Here is a 17446-nt window from a genome sequence, read left to right as displayed (position 1 = left end):
TGTGACATGTCATCCTTATTGACCTTCCCAAAAGGTGGTGTGCATCCGCCTGCATCAAAGGGCCTGACCGCGAACCTCGCCATCGAGGTAATGCCCGTGCCCGACGAGCTAGAGATTATTCTTGGCCAGCATATCGGCGCGCCATGCACCCCCACGGTGACCCCCAAAGATGCAGTGCTGGAAGGCGGCCTCATCGGCGAGGTGACCAAGGGGCTCGGGGTTCCTCTCCACGCCCCGGTAACCGGAACCATTAAGGGTTTCGGCATGTCCGGTCACCCCATGCGCGTTTCCGCTCCCTCCATTACCATCCAGACCGATACAGAAGCATTGCCGGTGCAGTATAGCCGTTGCGACTGGCAGAAGCTCAGCAAGGAAGAGCTGCTGGCCAAGGTGCATGCGGCCGGGGTCATCGGTATCGGCGGCGCGGGCTTTCCTTCCCATGTCAAGCTCTCCCCTCCGCCGGACAATCCGGTGGATACCCTGATCTTAAACGGCGCGGAATGCGAACCGTACATCACCGCGGATCATCGCCAGATGTTGGAACGGGCCCAGGAGATCGTCGAGGGCGCTCTGGTGATCCTCAAGATCCTCGGCATCAAGAAATGCTTCATCGGCATCGAGAACAACAAGCCCGACGCCATCAAGACCATGACCGAGGCGGCAGCCGCCGCCTCCACCCCGGAACACACCGTTGTTGTCCAGCCCTTGCAGGTCAAGTACCCGCAAGGCTCGGAAAAGCAGCTCATTCAGGCCATCACCGGACGCAAGGTTCCCGGTTTTGCCCTGCCTTCCGCGGTGGGGGTGGTGGTCCACAATGTCAGCACCGCCAGGGCGATTTACGATGCGGTGGTGCTGTCCAAGCCCCTGTACGAGAAGGTGATGACCATCTCCGGCAAGGGGATCAAGCGGCCCGCCAACCTGTTGGTCAAGGTGGGAACCAAGGTCAGCGACATCGTCGAGTACCTGGGCGGGGTAACACCTGAGCTTGCCAAGATCGTCATGGGCGGCCCGATGATGGGCTTTGCCGTATCCAGTCTCGACATCCCGGTGACCAAGACCACCTCTTCGGTGCTGTTTCTCGCCGAGGATGAGATCGACACCACCCCCCATTCCCAATGCATCCGTTGCGGCTGGTGCCTTAACGCCTGCCCCATGGGGTTAGAGCCCAAGGAGATCGCCCTCTATGTGGAGGCGGGTCGGCCGCAGGATACCGGGCAATTCGGGGTATTCGAGTGTTTCGAGTGCGGCTGCTGCGCCTATGTCTGCCCGGCAAAACGCCCCTTGGTCCAGTTCATCCGGCTGGCCAAGATGAAGGCCAAGCGTTGATTTTTTAGAATGTAATCGAAGGAGAACGGCCATTAACGAGCACGCTTCAGATACCCAGCTGCCCAACACGCCACAAGGGTTGTGGAAGGTTTCCATTTCCCCCCATGTGAAGAGCGGCGAGTCGGTTGAAAAAATCATGTGGACCGTGGTGGCCTGCCTGGTGCCGCCCCTGGTACTTTCCGTATTTATCTTCGGCATCCAGACCCTGCTCATCACCGCAGTCAGCGTGGCGAGTTGCGTGGCGGTCGAGGCCGCAACCCAGAAGGCCATGGGCCGTAAAATCACCATTACCGACGGCAGCGCGGTGATCACCGGCATGCTCATCGCCTTTGTCATCCCGCCCGGGGTATCGCCACTGCTGCCCATATTGGGCGCGGTCATGGCTATCGCCATCGGCAAGCATCTGCTGGGCGGGATCGGCTACAACATCTTTAATCCGGCCCTGTTGGCACGGGCCTTTCTCCTCGCTACCTTTCCGGTGGCCATGACCTCGGCCTGGCTGCCGCCGCTCTCCGATCTGGCGATCTTTTCCTATCTCGGCACCCCCATCGATGCCATTGCCACCGCCACCCCGCTGGCCGTGCTCAAGACCCAGGGGCTTGCTGTCTTCAGCGATCAATTCGGCGTGGGGGCCAACCTCTATACCAATTTTTTCCTCGGCTGGCGGCCCGGCTCCATCGGCGAAACCTCGGGGTTGCTCATCGTTCTGGGCGGGCTCTATCTGCTCTATCGCGGCTACATCACCTGGCATATCCCGGTTTCGGTCATCGGTACCATCGCCCTGCTTTCCTGGTGCTTCGGCGGCGAGAGCCTGTTTAGCGGCGATCCGCTGCTGGCCGTGCTTTCCGGCGGCGCCTTGCTCGGGGCCTTTTTCATGGCCAACGACTACGTCACCTGCCCGACCACCAAGACCTCCCAGCTTATTTACGGGGTTGGGGTGGGGGCGCTCACCGTGTTGATTCGTCTCAAGGGCGGTTATCCCGAGGGGATCTGCTACGCCATCCTGCTCATGAATCCGGTGAGCCCGGTGCTGGACGGATTTTTTAAGCCCAAGCGGTTTGCGCCTCTCCAGGGAGGTGGCAAATGAAGAACATCCTCACCATTATCTTCCGGTTGACCGTGGCCTGTCTGCTGGCCGGGCTGGTCATGGGTACTGCCTTCATCCTCACCAACAAGGCGAAGAAACACAATATCCATGTCAACGAGCAGAAGGTCATGCTCAGCCTGTTGGGGTATTCGGAAAAGAATCCGGCTCCGGAAAGCGTGGCCATGCATGAGGTGTACCGCTACCTCGTCGGCGAAGGCGAGGCTTTGGGCATGGGCTATCTCCTGCCCCTGCAAGACGGAACATTTTCCTTTGTGACCATCGATCTGACGGGCGGGTTTGTCGGCCAGACGCCAGTGGCCATTTCTCCGGAAAAGGCAGTCGAGGAGGGTGAGCGCACCCCGGCGATTGCCGCGGCCATCGGCGCGGAGAAATCGCTGCGTTACGCCGACCAGACCATCGTGGTCACCAACGACGGCAAGCGCATGGCCTATCTCCTGCCCGGCAGGTTCCCCGGCTTCAAGACCTTCATCGGCGCCATGCTGGCCCTTGATCCGAATTTTTCCATCCTCGGTCTGGATATCATGGAGCATGAAGAAGATCCGGGTCTGGGCGCGGAGATTGACCAAGAGTATTTCAAGAACCAGTTCAAGGGCAAGCCGCTTGAAACGGTGAAGAAGCTGGAGGTCGTGAAAACCCCTCTGCCCGAGGAGTACCGCAAGGGATTGGAGACCGAGAAGAACGGTCTCGACGCGGAAGAGGTGGCCCGTATCCAGGAGCAGTACAAGGATAACGACATCTACGCCCTCACCGGCGCCACCATCTCAAGCCGCTCCGTGACCAACGGGGTCAAGGCGATGGTGAAGAAATTCGCTTACCGGCTGGCGATTTTGGACCGGGTTCTGGTTGAACAGCATATCGCGGTCCCTTTTTAGGAGCCGTTACGAAATAACCTGTAGTTTCTTAGGCCCTTCGGTACGGCTCTTTATGCCGTTCACGGAGTCACCATTGTTCAAGTTATTTTTGAACGACGGCTTAGTAGACGGAGAATGTGACAGTGGCGACTGATAAAACAAACCTGCAATTGGTGGTCAACGGGATCCTGAACGAGAACCCCATCTTCCGGCTGGTGCTTTCCATGTGCCCGGCGGTGGGAATCAGCACCACGGTGATGAACGGCTTCATGCTGGGGATTGCCGTGCTCTTTGTTCAGGTCTGTTCGAGCTGCACCATTGCCCTGTTCAAGAACGTCATCCATCCCCGGATCCGGATCCCAACCTACACCCTGACCATCGCCACCTGGGTAACGGTCATCGACATGGTTCTCGCCGCATACCTGCCCGAGGCCTACGCCAAGATGGGCATCTTCATCAAACTCATCGTGGCCTTCGCCATCATCACCATGCGCTTGGAGATGTTCGCCAGTAAGGAGAGCGTCAACGCCTCGTTTTGGGACGGCATCGGCATGGGGCTGGGCTTTATGTTCGGGATGATGGCCCTGGGCTTTGTCCGCGAGCTGTTGGGCATGGGCACCCTGCTCGGCTACGACGTGCTGGGCTTTAAGCCGCTCTTGTTCTTCGTCCTTCCTTTTGCCGGGTTCTTCTGTGTCGGCCTGATGATGGCCTTTTTCAACTATATCGAGATAGTCTACAAGCGAGCCAAACGGGCCTGAACCATGAAGACAATTACGATCAAACGGATACTGCTTTCTCTCGTTCTGCTCCTGAGCCTGCCGCTTCCGGCGCAGGCCCAGGAATTGATTGCCGGAAAGTCCTTCGGCAAGGCGAAGAACGAGATGGTTGTCACCTTTGCTGCACCCGTGGATCGGGCGGTGGTTGAGGATCCGGCAAACTACCAGGTGTACGAGGAGCAGGATCCGGACATCAAGCTGGAGCTGGCGAAGGTCGTTCTTGCCGATGACCAGAAAACCGCCACCCTGAGTTTTAAGGAGCCGCTCAACGCCAGGCTGCCCCATGTGGTCACCATCAAGAGTCTCGACGAAAGCGGGGCGGCGGCGACCTTTAAGGTGATGAAGCCCTATCTCGGCTACCTGCTTTCCATTCTGGTCAGCGCGCTTTTGATCAACAACTTTGTTTTCACCAAGTATCTCGGCCTTTGCGTCTTTTTCGGCACCTCCAAGCGAAAGGATACCGCCAAGGGCATGGGGCTCACCTTCACCATGGTCATCGTGGTCAGCGCCATCATGAGCTGGTTTTTTTATCAGTTCATCCTCAAGCCCTATGACCTGAATTTTCTCCAGATCGTGGTCTTCATCGGCCTGGTCTCCCTCACCGTCCAGGCGGTGGACACGGTGTTGCGCAAGGTGAACCCCGCCCTGTTCAATGCCTTCGGCGTCTATCTGGTGCTGGTTATCGCCAACTGCGTGATCATCGCGGTGCCGCTGATCTTGGCTGACAACGAATACAATTTTCTCGAGTCCTTCATGCTTGCCCTGGGGGCAGGTGGCGGCTTTCTTCTGGCCCTCTATCTGATGAGTTCGGTGCGGGAGAGGATGGAGCTGGCCAATATTCCGACGACCTTCAAGGGCGTGCCCATTGCCTTTATTGTTGCCGGACAGTTTGCCCTGGCGTTTCTCGGATTCTCCGGGCTCACTCTTTTTTAGGAGCCGTTAGGCAAGAACCTCGTTTTTGCAAGATGTTCTCCTGTAACGGCTTGGTGGTTTAGGAATAATTTTCTGCGGTTTACGTGGGGTAGGTGTGTAAATGGATCCAGCATTAGTAAAACTCGCCCTGGGGGGCATCGCTCTTCTGGGCTGCATCGGCCTCTTCTTCGGCATAGGCCTGGCCCTGGCGGCGCATAGATTCGCGGTTGAGGCAAACCCCCTGATCGAAGAGGTCCTGGAGTCTTTGGCCGGCGCCCAGTGCGGCGGCTGCGGTTATCCCGGCTGCGAGGGATACGCCATCGCGGTGGTCACCAATCCGGAAGTCCCGCCCAATCTGTGTTATCCCGGCAAGGAAAAGGTTGCCGAGCGGGTGGCCCTCCTCACCGGCAAGAAGATGGCGGAGCTAGAGGATATGATCGCCCTGGTTCGCTGTTCCCGCAAGGAAGGGCGGGTCAGCCACAAGCATGAGTATATTGGCTTTGCCTCCTGCACCGCGGCCAATCTCGGTTTCGGCGGGCCGTCATCCTGTAACTATTCCTGTATCGGTCTCGGTGAATGCGCCGCGAGCTGTCCCTTTGATGCCATTACCATGGTGGACAGCTTTCCGGTGGTGAACCCCGACAAGTGTGTGGCCTGCGGCACTTGCGTCCGCGCCTGTCCCAAGCGGGTTATCGAACTCATGAGCCTCAAGGCCAGGGTGTATGTGCCGTGCTCCACCAAGGATCTTGGCAAGAATGTCCGCAAGGTCTGCGAGGTGGGCTGTATCTCCTGTCAGATGTGCGTGAAGAAATGTCCGGCCGAAGCCGTTGCGTATACCGACGGGTTGATCGTTGTCGATCACCCGAAATGCATCGCCTATGGTGCGGAATGCCAGGAGATCTGTGTGGAAAAATGTCCCCGCAATATCATGCGGAAATATGAGGGGAGAGCGGCAATTGCCCGTCAGCCGGAAGGGCTGAAGATGGCTTCCTAGATCGTGAAAAATGATGCGTGAAAAGTTTAAAGTGAAGGGCGAAAGGGGAGTCTCCCCCAATCCTTTTTTTATCGCCTTGAGAGAGGGAAACAATGAAGAATAAATCGACCATGCCGCACCCGTGCAATCAGCAGAGAAGATCCTTGTTAAAGCTCTCCGGCCTTCTTGGTCTTGGCGCTGCCACTGTGGCCCTGCTGCCTGCTGCCCGGGCTGAGGCGATACTTTTCGGCCCCAAGGAGTACAAGGTCTCTTCGACCAGGCTTTCCATGGGTTCTTTTTTGTCCATTACCGCCATCCATTCCTCACGGGATGAGGCGGAAAACGCCATTGGTCTTGCCTGGGAGGAAATTGATCGGTTGGGCAAGCTGTTGAGCCGCCATGATTCCAGCACTCCGGTATCGCAGCTCAACAGTACCGGGGTTTTGCCCAAGGCGCCGCCCGAACTTCTCGAGGTTGTGGCCCGCTCTCTGTATCATCACCGGACGAGCGGCGGAGCCTTTGATATTACGGTCAAGCCTCTGATCGATCTCTACCAGGATCGTTTCGCTGCCGGGGTGAAACCCTCGGAGGCGGAGATCAGTGCACTCCTGCCGAAGGTCGGTTCCGAGCATATTCGCTTTGCGGGCGGCGACATCTCTTTTGCCAAGCAGGGCATGGGTATCACCCTGGACGGTATCGCTCCCGGCTATATCGTTGACCGGGTTTCCGCGCTGCTTGTGGACAAGGGGATCACCAATCATCTCATCAACTGCAGCGGTGATATCCGCACCAGCGGGACGGCAGCCAAGGGCAAGCCCTGGTCCGTGGCCATCCAGGATCCGGCCAAGCAGAAAGCCTATCCCGAGGTCTTGGCCATGGGTACCGGGGCCATCTCCACCTCCGGCAGCTATGAGGTGTTTTATGACCGGGAGAAAATGTTCCACCACATCGTCACCCCCCAAACCGGCCATTCCCCGAGGCTTGCTACCAGCGTGACGGTGAAGGGGGCTTCGGTTATGGATGTCGATGCCCTGGCCACCGGGATCATGGTTATGTCGCCCGCTGATGGGATTCGTTTTGCCGACAGTCTGCCGGGCTGCGAATGTTTTGTCGTTGCCCAGGATGGCGGTTTCAAGAAATCCGCAAGCTGGAACAAGCTTGCCTGATTGTTTTGGGTGACAGGCTGCGTGTGAAAAAGGGGCCTGGCGGCCTCTTTTTTTATGGGCGGTGTAAAACGGAGCGATTGAAAATATGAATTTTTTCGAGAAGCACAGCGCATGTCCGAGATAAAAAATCCTCTGGAGATCTATGGTGCCTTGGCCAAGACCAATTGCGGCGAGTGCGGGGTTCCGTCCTGCATGGCTTTTGCCGCTGCTGTGCTCCAGGGACAAAAAAAGCTGGTTGCCTGTCCCTATCTCGACCCTGCCGCCATGGCTCGGCTGAGCCAGAATATTGTCCAGCGCCGCTCCCTGGAAGACGACCATCAGCAGGCCATCAGCCAGCTGCAGCAGCAAGTGGCCGGGCTTGATTTTTCTCTCCGTGCCCCGTGTCTTGGCGCGAGGCTGGTGGATGGGAATCTGGCGATCAACTCTCTGGGGAAGGATTTTATTATCACCCCGGCGGGAGAAATGGTTTCCGAATGCCATCTCAATCACTGGGTTTATGTTCCCCTGCTCCATTATGTTATTGTATGTCAGGGCAAGGAACCCCTGGGCGAGTGGGTCCCATACAGCACCTTGCCCGGCGCCTCGGAGTGGAGCCAATACTTCAGCCACCGCTGCGAAGAACCTTTGCGGCAGCTGGCCGATGCCCACAGCGATCTGGTTTTTGAGATGCTCCACCTTTTCGGGGCAAAACCGGCAACCCTGTCCGGAGGGGCGGACCATTCTCTCGTGATCCTGCCCCTGCCCAAGGTGCCTTTTTTGATCAACTACTGGGAGCCGGAAGAGGGGTTTCCCTCAAAATTGAACATCCTGCTCGACCGGACGGCCGGCGAGAATATCAATGCCCAATCCGTCAACCTGCTGGCCCGTGGCATTATCGAGATGTTTCGCCAGCTCATTCTCCGGCACAGCCGAGACGGCAAGCTCTTCTGAGTAAACGGCCACATGGCACCGCATCTGCCGCGTCATCGGTCTGCTTATGTGCAATTGCACACTTCGCAGGCCTCTTCCTTGCATCTGCGGCACCCTGTGGCCGTTTACTTTTGGGCTTACCCGTCATTAGTTAGAGAATGCACATGATGCTCCGTTCCCGCATTGCTCCCACCCCCAGCGGCCTGCTCCATCTCGGCAACGCGGTCAATTTTATCCTCACCTGGCTGATGGTGCGCAAGGCGGGCGGCACGTTGCGGCTGCGCATCGATGACGCCGATTGCCTTCGCGCCAAGCAGGAATATCTTGAGGATATCTTCCGCCAGCTCGATTGGCTCAAGCTTACCTGGGATGAGGGCCCGACCGGCCCGGATGATTTTTGTCGCCGGTTTTCCCAGCAGCTTCGGCTGGAGCGGTACCGTGAATTTTTGGCCGAACTTGACCGCCTCGGGCATCTCTATCCCTGCGGTTGCTCGCGGAGCAAGATCAGGGAACACGCGGTGGATGGGGTGTATCCTGGGTTCTGCCGGAGCCGCGCCGGAGGGCCTATGCCGGGAGAGGCGCTCCGGGTGCGGGTTTCGGAGGGGAGCGTGTTCCGGGTGGAGGGGCAGGAGGTCGCCCTGTGCAAGGAGATGGGGGATTTTGTGCTCTGGCGGAAGGAGGATCTTCCCGCCTATCAACTGGTCAGTCTGGTCGATGATCTTGATGACCGGATCAATTGCATTGTCCGCGGTCAGGATCTCCTCGCCTCCACCGCTGCCCAGCTTTTTCTTGCCCGCTTGCATGGGGACAATCTCTTTGCGGCAACCCGCTTCCTCCATCACCCGCTCATCCGGGGTGAGGATGGCCGAAAGCTCTCCAAGTCGGACGATGCCCTCTCCCTTGCCGCCCTGCGGGAGACAGGGGTTTCCTCGGCGCAGGTGTATCGGGTCGTGGCACGGCAGGCAGGGCTGGATCCGGCCGACATTGTTACCCTTGAGGATCTGCTCCGCAAATTTTGCCAAACGGTTTGAGCGCTTTTTTAGGGGGTGCTCCATCTGCCTTGGTGGGGTGCCATCTCCAGCGCGTCCGCCAGCCGGGCGGAAAACTCCTCTCCGGAAATCTCCCTGGCCCCCAATCGCTGCAGGTGGCCGGTGCCGACCTGGCAATCAATCATCGCAAAATCCCATCCTCGCAACCGCTCAACCAGGGCGGCCAATCCTGCCTTTGAGCTGTCGCGCACCACACTGAACATGGATTCCCCGAAAAACACCCCTCCCAGCGCTACCCCGTACAAGCCGCCGACCAGTTCCCCTTTCTGACGACATTCCACCGAATGGGCGTAGCCCAGAGCATGCAGCCGGCAGTATGCCTCGATCATCGTTTCGTCCAACCAGGTGCCTTCTCCCTTGCTGGTGCGGGTTTGGGCGCAGGCGCGAATAACCGCGGCGAAATCGGTGTCAAAGGTGATCTCGAAACGGTGCTGCCGGATGGTGCGGGCTAAGCGTTTTTGCAGATGAAATTCTTCCGGGATCAGGACAAGGCGGGGGCTGGGCGACCACCAGAGGATCGGGTCGCCGGGCGAGTACCAGGGGAAAATGCCGTTCTGGTAGGCGAGAAGCAAACGCGGCACCGAGAGGTCGCCGCCTACCGCCAGCAGACCGTCTTCCCGGGCAAGGGCCGGAGGCGGAAAAAGTAAATTTTCGTTCAGTTGAAAAACAGGCATGGCCAAGGTGTCCGAGTGACGGAAGGAATTGTGCCCGTAATCGTCCGCTGGCCCGGCCATTCCTTTTTTGTAATGGTCCTTTCGTAAAAAGGCGGGATTGTTTTTCCGGCGGCGGAGTTCGACTCGAGCACATCACGAACATGGTCAAAGATGGCCATTGTTTTCCCTTCCCCTCTGTGCGGACACCCTGCCAGATGACTACAAATGTGTAATAAAAAAGATGACCATGACAAAAAATAAAACAATTATGTGTTTTTTTTGAAAACAAGCAGGCCCGATAGTTGTATGAAAAATTATTTAATATCAAGACGTTGTCTGTTTTTTTGTGTTTTTTTAGCGAGGTGGCACATTCCTTGTAAAAACAATAATCAAATTGTAGCACATCGCCGGTGACGGTGGAACATTTTCATAAAGAGTTCTGGCACAAGGAGGAATGCGTGATGAAAAAAATTGAGGCGATTATCAAGCCGTTCAAGCTGGATGATCTGAAGGCAGCCATGGCTGATATCGGGGTCTTGGGGATGACGGCCACTGAGGTGAAGGGGTTCGGCAGGCAAAAGGGCCACACGGAGATCTACCGTGGGGCCGAGTATGTGGTGGACTTCATCCCCAAGGTCAAGGTTGAGATCGTAGTGGCGGCGGAGAAGGTGGAGCAAGTGGTTGCCAAAATCGTCGAAACCGTCAAGACAGGCAAGATCGGGGATGGCAAGATTTTTGTCCTGCCGGTTGATTCTGTCTGCCGGATCAGAACGGGTGAGACGGGGAAAGAGGCAATCTAACAGGGCTAAGGAACGGAGGCCGGGCAGGCCTTCCGTAATGAGAGATTTAAGGAGGAGTGAAAATGAAAAAGAAATTACTGCTGGCCCTGGCTTTGCTGGCTGTCCCGGCCATCGCCTTTGGGGCGGAGGAAGCTGTGCCGACCATCGCTTCAAATGCCGAGGCCATTAAGGGGGTGCAGACCCATCTCGATTATGTCTGGACCCTGGTGGCAGCTGCCCTGGTTTTCTTCATGCAGGCAGGTTTTGCCATGGTTGAGGCAGGTTTCACCCGGGCGAAGAATGCAATCAACATCATGATGAAGAATCTGATGGATTTTGCTGTGGGCTCAATTGCCTTCTGGCTCGTCGGTTTCGGGCTGATGTTCGGCGTGACCACCACGGGCTGGTTCGGCACCACCGGCTTCATGCTCAGTGACTTCACCGTGGGCGGTGACCCCTGGGTTCTGGCTTTCTGGATGTTTCAGTGTGTGTTTGCCGCTACGGCCGCGACCATTGTTTCCGGGGCCATGGCCGAGCGGACTAAATTTGTCAGCTACCTGCTCTACAGCGCGGTGATCTCGGCCTTTATCTATCCGATCTTCGGCAGCTGGGCCTGGGGCAGCCTCTTTCATGGCGGCGGCTGGCTGGAAAAAATGGGCTTCATCGATTTTGCCGGCTCAACCGTGGTGCATTCCATCGGCGGCTGGGCAGCCCTGGCCGGGGCCATCGTGCTTGGGCCGCGCCTCGGGAAATACGGGAAAGATGGCAAGCCCCGCGCTATTCCCGGGCATAACATCCCCATGGCCGCCGTGGGCGTCTTTATCCTCTGGCTTGGTTGGTTCGGCTTCAATCCCGGATCCACCACCGCAGGCAACAAGGATATCGCCATGATCTTTGTCAACACCAATCTGGCTGCTGCGGCAGGCTGTATTATGGGCATGCTCACTTCTTGGATTATCTTCAAGAAGGCAGAGATCGGCATGAGTCTGAACGGCGCCCTGGCCGGGCTGGTTGGGATTACCGCCGGCTGCGCCAACGTTACCCCGGGCAGTTCCATCGTGATTGGCGCCATCGCCGGAGTGCTCGTGGTTCTTGCGGTTCTTTTCTTTGACAGGATTGGCGTGGATGATCCGGTCGGCGCGGTTTCCGTCCACGGTGTCTGCGGCGCTTGGGGCACCCTGGCTGCGGGTCTTTTCAATATCGAAGGGGCAACTTCTGCCATCGTCGGCGTCCAGTTGATCGGTATTGCCACGGCTTTTGCCTGGTCTTTCGGGACCTGCTTTATCCTCTTCAAAATCATCAAGGCGGTCATCGGCTTGCGCGTTACCGAAGAGGAAGAAATGGAAGGGCTTGATATCGCCGAGCACGGTGGCCATTCCTACTTTGACTTCCAGATGGGATCCAAGCAGGCGTAGTTGCAGTCTCTGTAAAATAACAAGCGGCACGCTGCCTTCTCATAGTCGCAGCGTGCCGCTTGGTTCCTGAAGAGTTCACGTCACCATCAGGGGGCTTGTTTCCCGGTCACTCCAAACTTGTAAGGGGAACCGTCTCAATGAAATTTCTCATCCTGCAACATACTTCCTGGGCAGAACCCGGCCGGCTGCTCTTGGCTGCGCTGGACGCCCACCTGATTGCCTTTGATGTGGTCAGGGTGTGGGAGGATTGGATTCCTGATTTCAATGACTACAACGGCATTATCCTTTTGGGCGGGGCGCCCAATGTTGATGAGGAGGAAAAGTTCCCCTTTCTCGTCGAGGAAAAACGGTTTATCAAAAGAGCCATTGCTGCGGATAAGCCGATACTGGGGTTTTGCCTGGGGCACCAGCTGCTGGCCTCGGTCCTGGGTGCCCAGGTCGGGCCGAATGTGAAGCCGAGTATCGGGTTTGTGCAGGGGCATCTGACCCATAATGGCCGGGAACATCCGGCCTTCGTCAATCTTCCCAAGATTCTCCCCCTCTTTAAATGGCATAGCCAGATGGTCCTGGAGCCGTTACCCAAGCATTTTTCCCTGCTTGCCACCTCGGAACAGTGCCAGGTGGAAGCCTTTTCCTTGGCGCAGAGACCGCATATCCTCGGGATGCAGTTTGACAACCAGGCTGCCCTGATCGAGGACATCGCCACTTGGCTGGAAAAAGACTGGCAGTGGCTGGCTTCTTTTCGCTCCCTGGTGGTGCGGCCCGCGGATATGCTTGCCGATGCCATGCGGTTGCGGGCGCAGATCCAACAGGATTTTTTCCGTTTTTTCGCCGATTATCTGAAAATTATTTCTTGAAACCGAAGTGGCGGAATGCCCGGCAGAAAGGGCTTCCCGCGGAAGCCCTTTCTGGTTTAATTGTATGCGGCCACGAGCTGATGCACCTCCAGATCATGGAGGGGTCTGCCCAAGGCCTGGCATTGACGGCGAAAGGTTTCGGCCAGCCGAGAGAGCTCCGCTTCCTGGCACGACAAGCCCAACTCCCGCAAACGGTCGGCTACGCCCTGCCGTCCGACCTTGGCCCCATAGGATAATTTTCTCCGTGCCCCGACCAGCATCGGTTCATAGGGCTCGTAGGTTTTAGGGTCCTTAGCGATTCCGGCAAGGTGCAGACCTGTTTCACAGGCAAAGATTCCCTCGCCGACCACCGGTCGATGTGCCTCGATCTTCCGTCCCGAACAGTCCGCGGTCAACCGGGAGAGCCTTTTGAGCAGGGTGGTCTCATAGGGCCTGCCGCACTGCAGGGCAAGATACCCGGCCACCTCTTCCAGTCGGCTGTTTCCCGCCCGTTCACCCAGTCCCAAGACAGTTACGTCGGCCCAATGGGCCCCCGCTTCCAGGGCGGCAATGGCATTGGCCGTGGCCATGCCGAAATCGTTGTGCATATGCACCCCGATCTCCACTTCAAAATTGCGGCGCAGCTCGCGGACCAGGGTAGCAATGGTGGTGGGGGTGGCGACTCCCACGGTGTCGGCGATCCGGATGCGGTCCACCCCGTTGGCACAGGCAACGGTGACGACCTCGCGCAGGAAGTCCGGGTCGGCCCGGGTCGCATCCTCCAAGCCGAGGGAAACATACTCCACCGCCGTCCGTGCCTGAGAGACCGACCTGGCCACCATCTTGAGCACTGCCGCCCGCTTAAGCTTCAACTTGACGGCGATATGCAGATCGGAAACCGGCACCGAGAGGGAAAGCACATCCGGGGCCAATCTCAGAGCGCAGGCAAGATCATCCTCTTGGCAGCGGCACCAGAGTCCTAAGCGGCGCAACCCTGTCTCGCGGCGACAGCGGTCAACCAAGGAGGGAAGCTCTTTGTCCAGCGGGGAGGCGATACCCACCTCCACCTCTTCGATCCCGACCCGCACGAGATGGTGGGCATGGGAGAGCTTCTCTTCCAGGGTAAAGGCAACGCCCACCGTCTGGCTGCCCTCGCGCAGGGTGCTGTCCACTAAACCTCGTACATGCTCCATGTCTCTCATCTCCGATACCTTTTGCCGGCCTAAAGAAATGCGCGGCGAAATAGAACAAAAGCGTAAACCGCTGTAGGCAAAAAAACCCGTCTACTTCGGCCTGGAAAGGGCGCGAGGCAAACGGGCAAAGGGTAGTGTGCAATCCTTTTTGCCGACAACGTCTCGCGTTATTCCTTCTCCTTGGCGCTACAGGTCCGAACCGAGTCGATCTTTGTCCAGTCGTAATAGGTGTTGAAAGTCTGCCCGGTTTTCCCCTCTTCCGTCACCCGGACAAACTCTTCGCCGAGAAAAATCACCGCCTTTTCGTACACCTTGCCTTCGTTCACCTGCACCGATAAGCCCTTGCGCAGCTTGCGGGACATGGTTCCTTGCACCGGCATGGAAGAATACTCAAACACCTTTTCCCAGGTAGCCTTCATACATCACCTCTTTCAGTTTTTTTATAACTATCCAGCTTAATGCCGGAATAGAGAGAAAACCAAGAAATGTAACTGTTCAGCACTGCCGCAGATGCGGTGGTGCTGGACAGTTACCCTTTTAAGAGCACCCGCCGCCCGAGCCGACACACCCGCCGGAGGCGCATGACTTCTTTCGTTTTTGCAGGGGCGCGACATTGGTGCCTTCGTAGATCGCCTTCACCCCATCCACAATAAAGCCGCCCATTTCCACCGGCTTTACCCCGGCTTTTTCAAGAATCCCGCGGGGCGTCTCGCCCACGTTGCTCACCAGAACCGCCCGGCAATCGTTCAAGGCCCGGGCCAGCGAGGTCCAGCGCTGCAGGCCGCCGCTCACCTTGGGCGCGGGCCGCTCTTCCACCAGCAGATACTCATCTCCCTTGCGCTCGTAGATCTGGAAGCGATTGGCCTCGCCAAGATGCTGATTGACCAGCACCCCCTCCATGGTGGCCACGGCCACATAGGGTCGGATTTCCGGCGGCAGGGCAGGGAGCTGGGCGCAGGCCGACAGACAGCCGCGCATCTCCTCGGTCCGATCCTGATCGAGCAGACCCACCGCGTCGGCCCGGCAGCGGGTGCAGTGGCGCATCTGGGGCAGGAACTTCTCCGCCTCGGTGCGCATCGCGCCGACCTCCTCCTTGGACGGCTCGCGGATTGTGCCAAAGGGAGTGCCCACATTGGGGAACATGGCCATGCAGTTGAAGAGATCCGCCCCCAATTCCCGCATGGTTTCCGCGACCTTGAGGATATGCCGGTCATTGATCCCCGGGATCAGGATAGAGTTGATCTTCACTGTGATGCCGTGGGCCTTCAGGGATTTGACCGCCTCCAGCTGGCGGGAGAGCAGCAGTTCCGCCGCTTGCCTCCCTTGATAGGCAACCTTGCCGTCGCGTACCCAGCCGTAAATCTTGGCGCCCACCTCCGGATCGACGGCATTGATGGTGACGGTCACGTGGGAGACGTTGAGCTCCGCCAACTCCGGGATATAGGGACCGATGGCCAAGCCGTTGCTGGCCAGACAGAGGATCATCTGCGGGTAATTTTTATTGATCAGCCGCATGGTTTCCATGGTCGCTTCCGCATTGGCAAATGGATCGCCGGGTCCGGCAATGCCGGCCACGGTGATGCGCGGCTCCTTCTCAAGAACCTTGCCCATGTAGACCAGGGCCTGCTCGGGGGTCAGGATGGTGCTGGTCACCCCGGGCCGCGACTCGTTGACGCAGTCGTACTTGCGGTCGCAGTAATTGCATTTGATATTGCAGTTGGGCGCCACCGGCAGATGGACGCGCCCGGCCTGTCCTTTCATGGCCGGATTAAAGCAGGGATGTTTGTTCAGGTCTTTGTGGATCTCGCTCATGATTTTCTCCCTTATTTCTATAAATTGACAGACTGGGACACACAGGGCGGGGTACGAACAGCAACCCGACCTCCGTCGGTTCAGCGCCCAGACTTTTGTCTTTTTTTCCCTTTCTCAAATCTGTGCTTCGACAGGCTCAGCACGAACGGAGCAATACGTTGAGAAATTTCCGTTCGTGCTGAGCCTGTCGAAGGGCTGTTGCCAAAGCCCCATCACATATAGCTGTATCCGACATCCGACCCGTCCTGCTTGGCCATGATCATCGCATTGGCGATGAGGTCGAAAAGCTGCTGCGCGCCGTGGTAGCCGATATGCAGCAGCCGCTGGCCGCCCACCCGGTCGTGGATGGGAAAGCCCATCCGGATGAGCGGGATATTCAAGTCCCGCGCCAGAGGGTAACCCTTGCTGTGGCCGAGGAAGAAGTCGGGTTTGAGTTCCGCGGCCAGCTCGCCGATCTCGTGGAAATCCATGCCCTCATGCACTCGGGGCATTTCCACGGGAAAGCCTGTCACCGCATTTTCGATGGCCTTGACAAAGGAGCCGCTGGTGCCGCCCGAGGCACAAAGCACCGGCTGTACCCCGATCTCGGCCAAAAAGGAGGTCAGGCCGATGACCAGATCCTCTTCGCCGTACACCACGGCCCGTTTGCCGAACACGTACTTATGCCCGTCCACCAGGCTGTCCACCAACCTCCCCCGGGCCATGCTGTACTTCTCCGGCACGGGCTTGCCGGAAAGCTCGCTCAGCACCTCGAAAAACCGGTCCGTTTCCCGGATGCCCACCGGCATGCCCAACCGGTGCAGGGGCACCTTGTAAGTCTTTTCCAGATGGACGCCGCCGGAGAGCTGATCCGGCAGGGTATAGCCGAACTCCACCGTTGCCTTGGCGCCGCTCATCGCCTGGATATCCTTGATCTTCGTCCCACCCTCGGGGATCAGGGGATAGTCCCGCAGGGCCGGACCATCGAGGGTTTCGGAAAAGTCAGGGAGCACGGTGGCAATCAGACCGCAATCACAGGCAATCTCTTTGAGGCTCCGGAGGTCTGCGGCCGAGAGGAAGCCGGGCAGGATGTTCACCGTACCGTTCGGTGCGCTCTCCTTGGTCAGCTGCTCGACCAGAGCCCGCACCGCCGCATGAAACCCCTCCATATGGGTGCCCGAATAGCTCGGGGTGGAAACCTGCACCAAGAGCGGGCCGCCGTCCTGCATAAACTCCTGCCGGTACTCGAAGAGCAACCTCTTCACATCGTCACCGATGGTTTCGGTGAGGCAGGTGGTGGCTATGCCGATGAGCGCCGGGTGGTACTTCTCCGTCACGTTTTTCAACCCAAGCTTCAGGTTCGCGCCGCCGCCGTAAACGGCGTTCTTCTCCCCCAGCGAGGAGGAGGCGATGTCGATGGGCTCGTTGAAATGGCTGATGATATAGCGCCGCATGTAGGTGGCGCAGCCCTGGGAGCCGTGGAGAAAGGGGACCGCCCCTTCCACGCCCCGAAAGGCGAGGCTGGCGCCCAGCGGCTTGCACAGCTTGCAGGCATTGGTGGTGGAGACATACTGGGGGGGCATTTTGGTCATCTCGGTTAACCTCTTCTAACGCTTGCGGGGCAGGTCTTCTCCCCCCTCATCCTGTCCTTCTCCCCCAGGGAGAAGGGACGCCTCAACCCGGTTTCTTTGCAGAATCTCCCTCTCCCT

The 17446-nt window shown here is 58.1% G+C and carries 17 protein-coding genes; 12 read left to right on the top strand and 5 right to left on the bottom strand.

The window, feature by feature from the left end:
- Positions 1 to 6 precede the first annotated feature (6 nt).
- From rsxC to OLX77_RS02145, 9 genes are all read left to right on the top strand, one after another.
- Positions 7 to 1326, top strand: coding sequence for an electron transport complex subunit RsxC (gene rsxC / locus OLX77_RS02185; RefSeq protein WP_307631947.1), 1320 nt, complete (start codon positions 7 to 9; stop codon positions 1324 to 1326).
- 79 nt (positions 1327 to 1405) lie between these two features.
- The gene (locus tag OLX77_RS02180) at positions 1406 to 2413 is read left to right on the top strand and encodes an RnfABCDGE type electron transport complex subunit D (RefSeq protein WP_307631946.1); all 1008 of its coding nucleotides are present in this window, start codon (positions 1406 to 1408) and stop codon (positions 2411 to 2413) included.
- Positions 2410 to 3306 (top strand): FMN-binding protein, encoded by an 897-nt coding sequence (locus tag OLX77_RS02175; protein WP_307631945.1) that lies wholly within the window; start codon positions 2410 to 2412, stop codon positions 3304 to 3306. Before OLX77_RS02180 ends, OLX77_RS02175 begins: the two co-directional genes overlap by 4 nt.
- 122 nt (positions 3307 to 3428) lie before the next feature.
- A complete protein-coding gene (gene rsxE / locus OLX77_RS02170) occupies positions 3429 to 4043 on the top strand; it encodes an electron transport complex subunit RsxE (RefSeq protein ID WP_307631944.1) in 615 nt (204 codons plus the stop codon).
- Between the two features lie 3 nt (positions 4044 to 4046).
- Positions 4047 to 4994, top strand: a complete 948-nt coding sequence (locus OLX77_RS02165; protein ID WP_307631943.1) for an electron transport complex protein RnfA — start codon at positions 4047 to 4049, stop codon at positions 4992 to 4994.
- Between the two features lie 100 nt (positions 4995 to 5094).
- Positions 5095 to 5967 (top strand): RnfABCDGE type electron transport complex subunit B, encoded by an 873-nt coding sequence (gene rnfB, locus OLX77_RS02160; RefSeq protein WP_307631942.1) that lies wholly within the window; start codon positions 5095 to 5097, stop codon positions 5965 to 5967.
- Between the two features lie 92 nt (positions 5968 to 6059).
- Entirely contained in the window at positions 6060 to 7112 is a 1053-nt protein-coding gene (locus OLX77_RS02155; protein WP_307631941.1) for an FAD:protein FMN transferase, read from the top strand.
- 111 nt (positions 7113 to 7223) lie between these two features.
- Positions 7224 to 8042: a DUF3786 domain-containing protein gene (locus OLX77_RS02150; RefSeq protein ID WP_307631940.1), complete on the top strand. Its 819-nt coding sequence runs from the start codon at positions 7224 to 7226 to the stop codon at positions 8040 to 8042.
- A gap of 143 nt (positions 8043 to 8185) precedes the next feature.
- Positions 8186 to 9052, top strand: a complete 867-nt coding sequence (locus OLX77_RS02145) for a glutamate--tRNA ligase family protein (RefSeq protein ID WP_307631939.1) — start codon at positions 8186 to 8188, stop codon at positions 9050 to 9052.
- 8 nt (positions 9053 to 9060) lie between these two features.
- Here the strand turns inward: OLX77_RS02145 and aat are convergent, their stop codons facing one another.
- Positions 9061 to 9744, bottom strand: a complete 684-nt coding sequence (aat, locus tag OLX77_RS02140) for a leucyl/phenylalanyl-tRNA--protein transferase (protein ID WP_371877482.1) — start codon at positions 9742 to 9744, stop codon at positions 9061 to 9063.
- Between the two features lie 440 nt (positions 9745 to 10184).
- On the opposite strand from aat, the gene OLX77_RS02135 reads away from it, so the two are divergent.
- The 3 genes from OLX77_RS02135 to OLX77_RS02125 all read left to right on the top strand — a co-directional run bounded on the left by OLX77_RS02135 (position 10185) and on the right by OLX77_RS02125 (position 12774).
- Positions 10185 to 10523, top strand: coding sequence for a P-II family nitrogen regulator (locus OLX77_RS02135; protein ID WP_307634056.1), 339 nt, complete (start codon positions 10185 to 10187; stop codon positions 10521 to 10523).
- A 62-nt stretch (positions 10524 to 10585) separates the two neighbouring features.
- The gene (locus tag OLX77_RS02130) at positions 10586 to 11917 is read left to right on the top strand and encodes an ammonium transporter (RefSeq protein ID WP_307631937.1); all 1332 of its coding nucleotides are present in this window, start codon (positions 10586 to 10588) and stop codon (positions 11915 to 11917) included.
- Between the two features lie 137 nt (positions 11918 to 12054).
- Positions 12055 to 12774 carry a type 1 glutamine amidotransferase gene (locus tag OLX77_RS02125; RefSeq protein ID WP_307631936.1) on the top strand — a complete coding sequence of 240 codons (720 nt, stop codon included), beginning with the start codon at positions 12055 to 12057 and terminating at the stop codon, positions 12772 to 12774.
- A gap of 56 nt (positions 12775 to 12830) precedes the next feature.
- Here the strand turns inward: OLX77_RS02125 and OLX77_RS02120 are convergent, their stop codons facing one another.
- The 4 genes from OLX77_RS02120 to OLX77_RS02105 all read right to left on the bottom strand — a co-directional run bounded on the left by OLX77_RS02120 (position 12831) and on the right by OLX77_RS02105 (position 17329).
- Entirely contained in the window at positions 12831 to 13946 is a 1116-nt protein-coding gene (locus tag OLX77_RS02120; RefSeq protein ID WP_307631935.1) for a LeuA family protein, read from the bottom strand.
- 167 nt (positions 13947 to 14113) lie between these two features.
- Positions 14114 to 14365, bottom strand: coding sequence for a hypothetical protein (locus OLX77_RS02115; protein WP_307631934.1), 252 nt, complete (start codon positions 14363 to 14365; stop codon positions 14114 to 14116).
- A gap of 118 nt (positions 14366 to 14483) precedes the next feature.
- Complete coding sequence (nifB, locus tag OLX77_RS02110) at positions 14484 to 15758, bottom strand: nitrogenase cofactor biosynthesis protein NifB (RefSeq protein ID WP_307631933.1); 1275 nt, start codon at positions 15756 to 15758, stop codon at positions 14484 to 14486.
- Between the two features lie 212 nt (positions 15759 to 15970).
- The gene (locus tag OLX77_RS02105) at positions 15971 to 17329 is read right to left on the bottom strand and encodes a nitrogenase component 1 (protein WP_307631932.1); all 1359 of its coding nucleotides are present in this window, start codon (positions 17327 to 17329) and stop codon (positions 15971 to 15973) included.
- Positions 17330 to 17446: the final 117 nt, after the last annotated feature.

The sequence above is a fragment of the Thiovibrio frasassiensis genome (genome assembly GCF_029607905.1).
GTDB lineage: Bacteria > Desulfobacterota > Desulfobulbia > Desulfobulbales > Desulfurivibrionaceae > Thiovibrio > Thiovibrio frasassiensis.
This window is presented reverse-complemented; position numbering and strand designations above follow the sequence as displayed.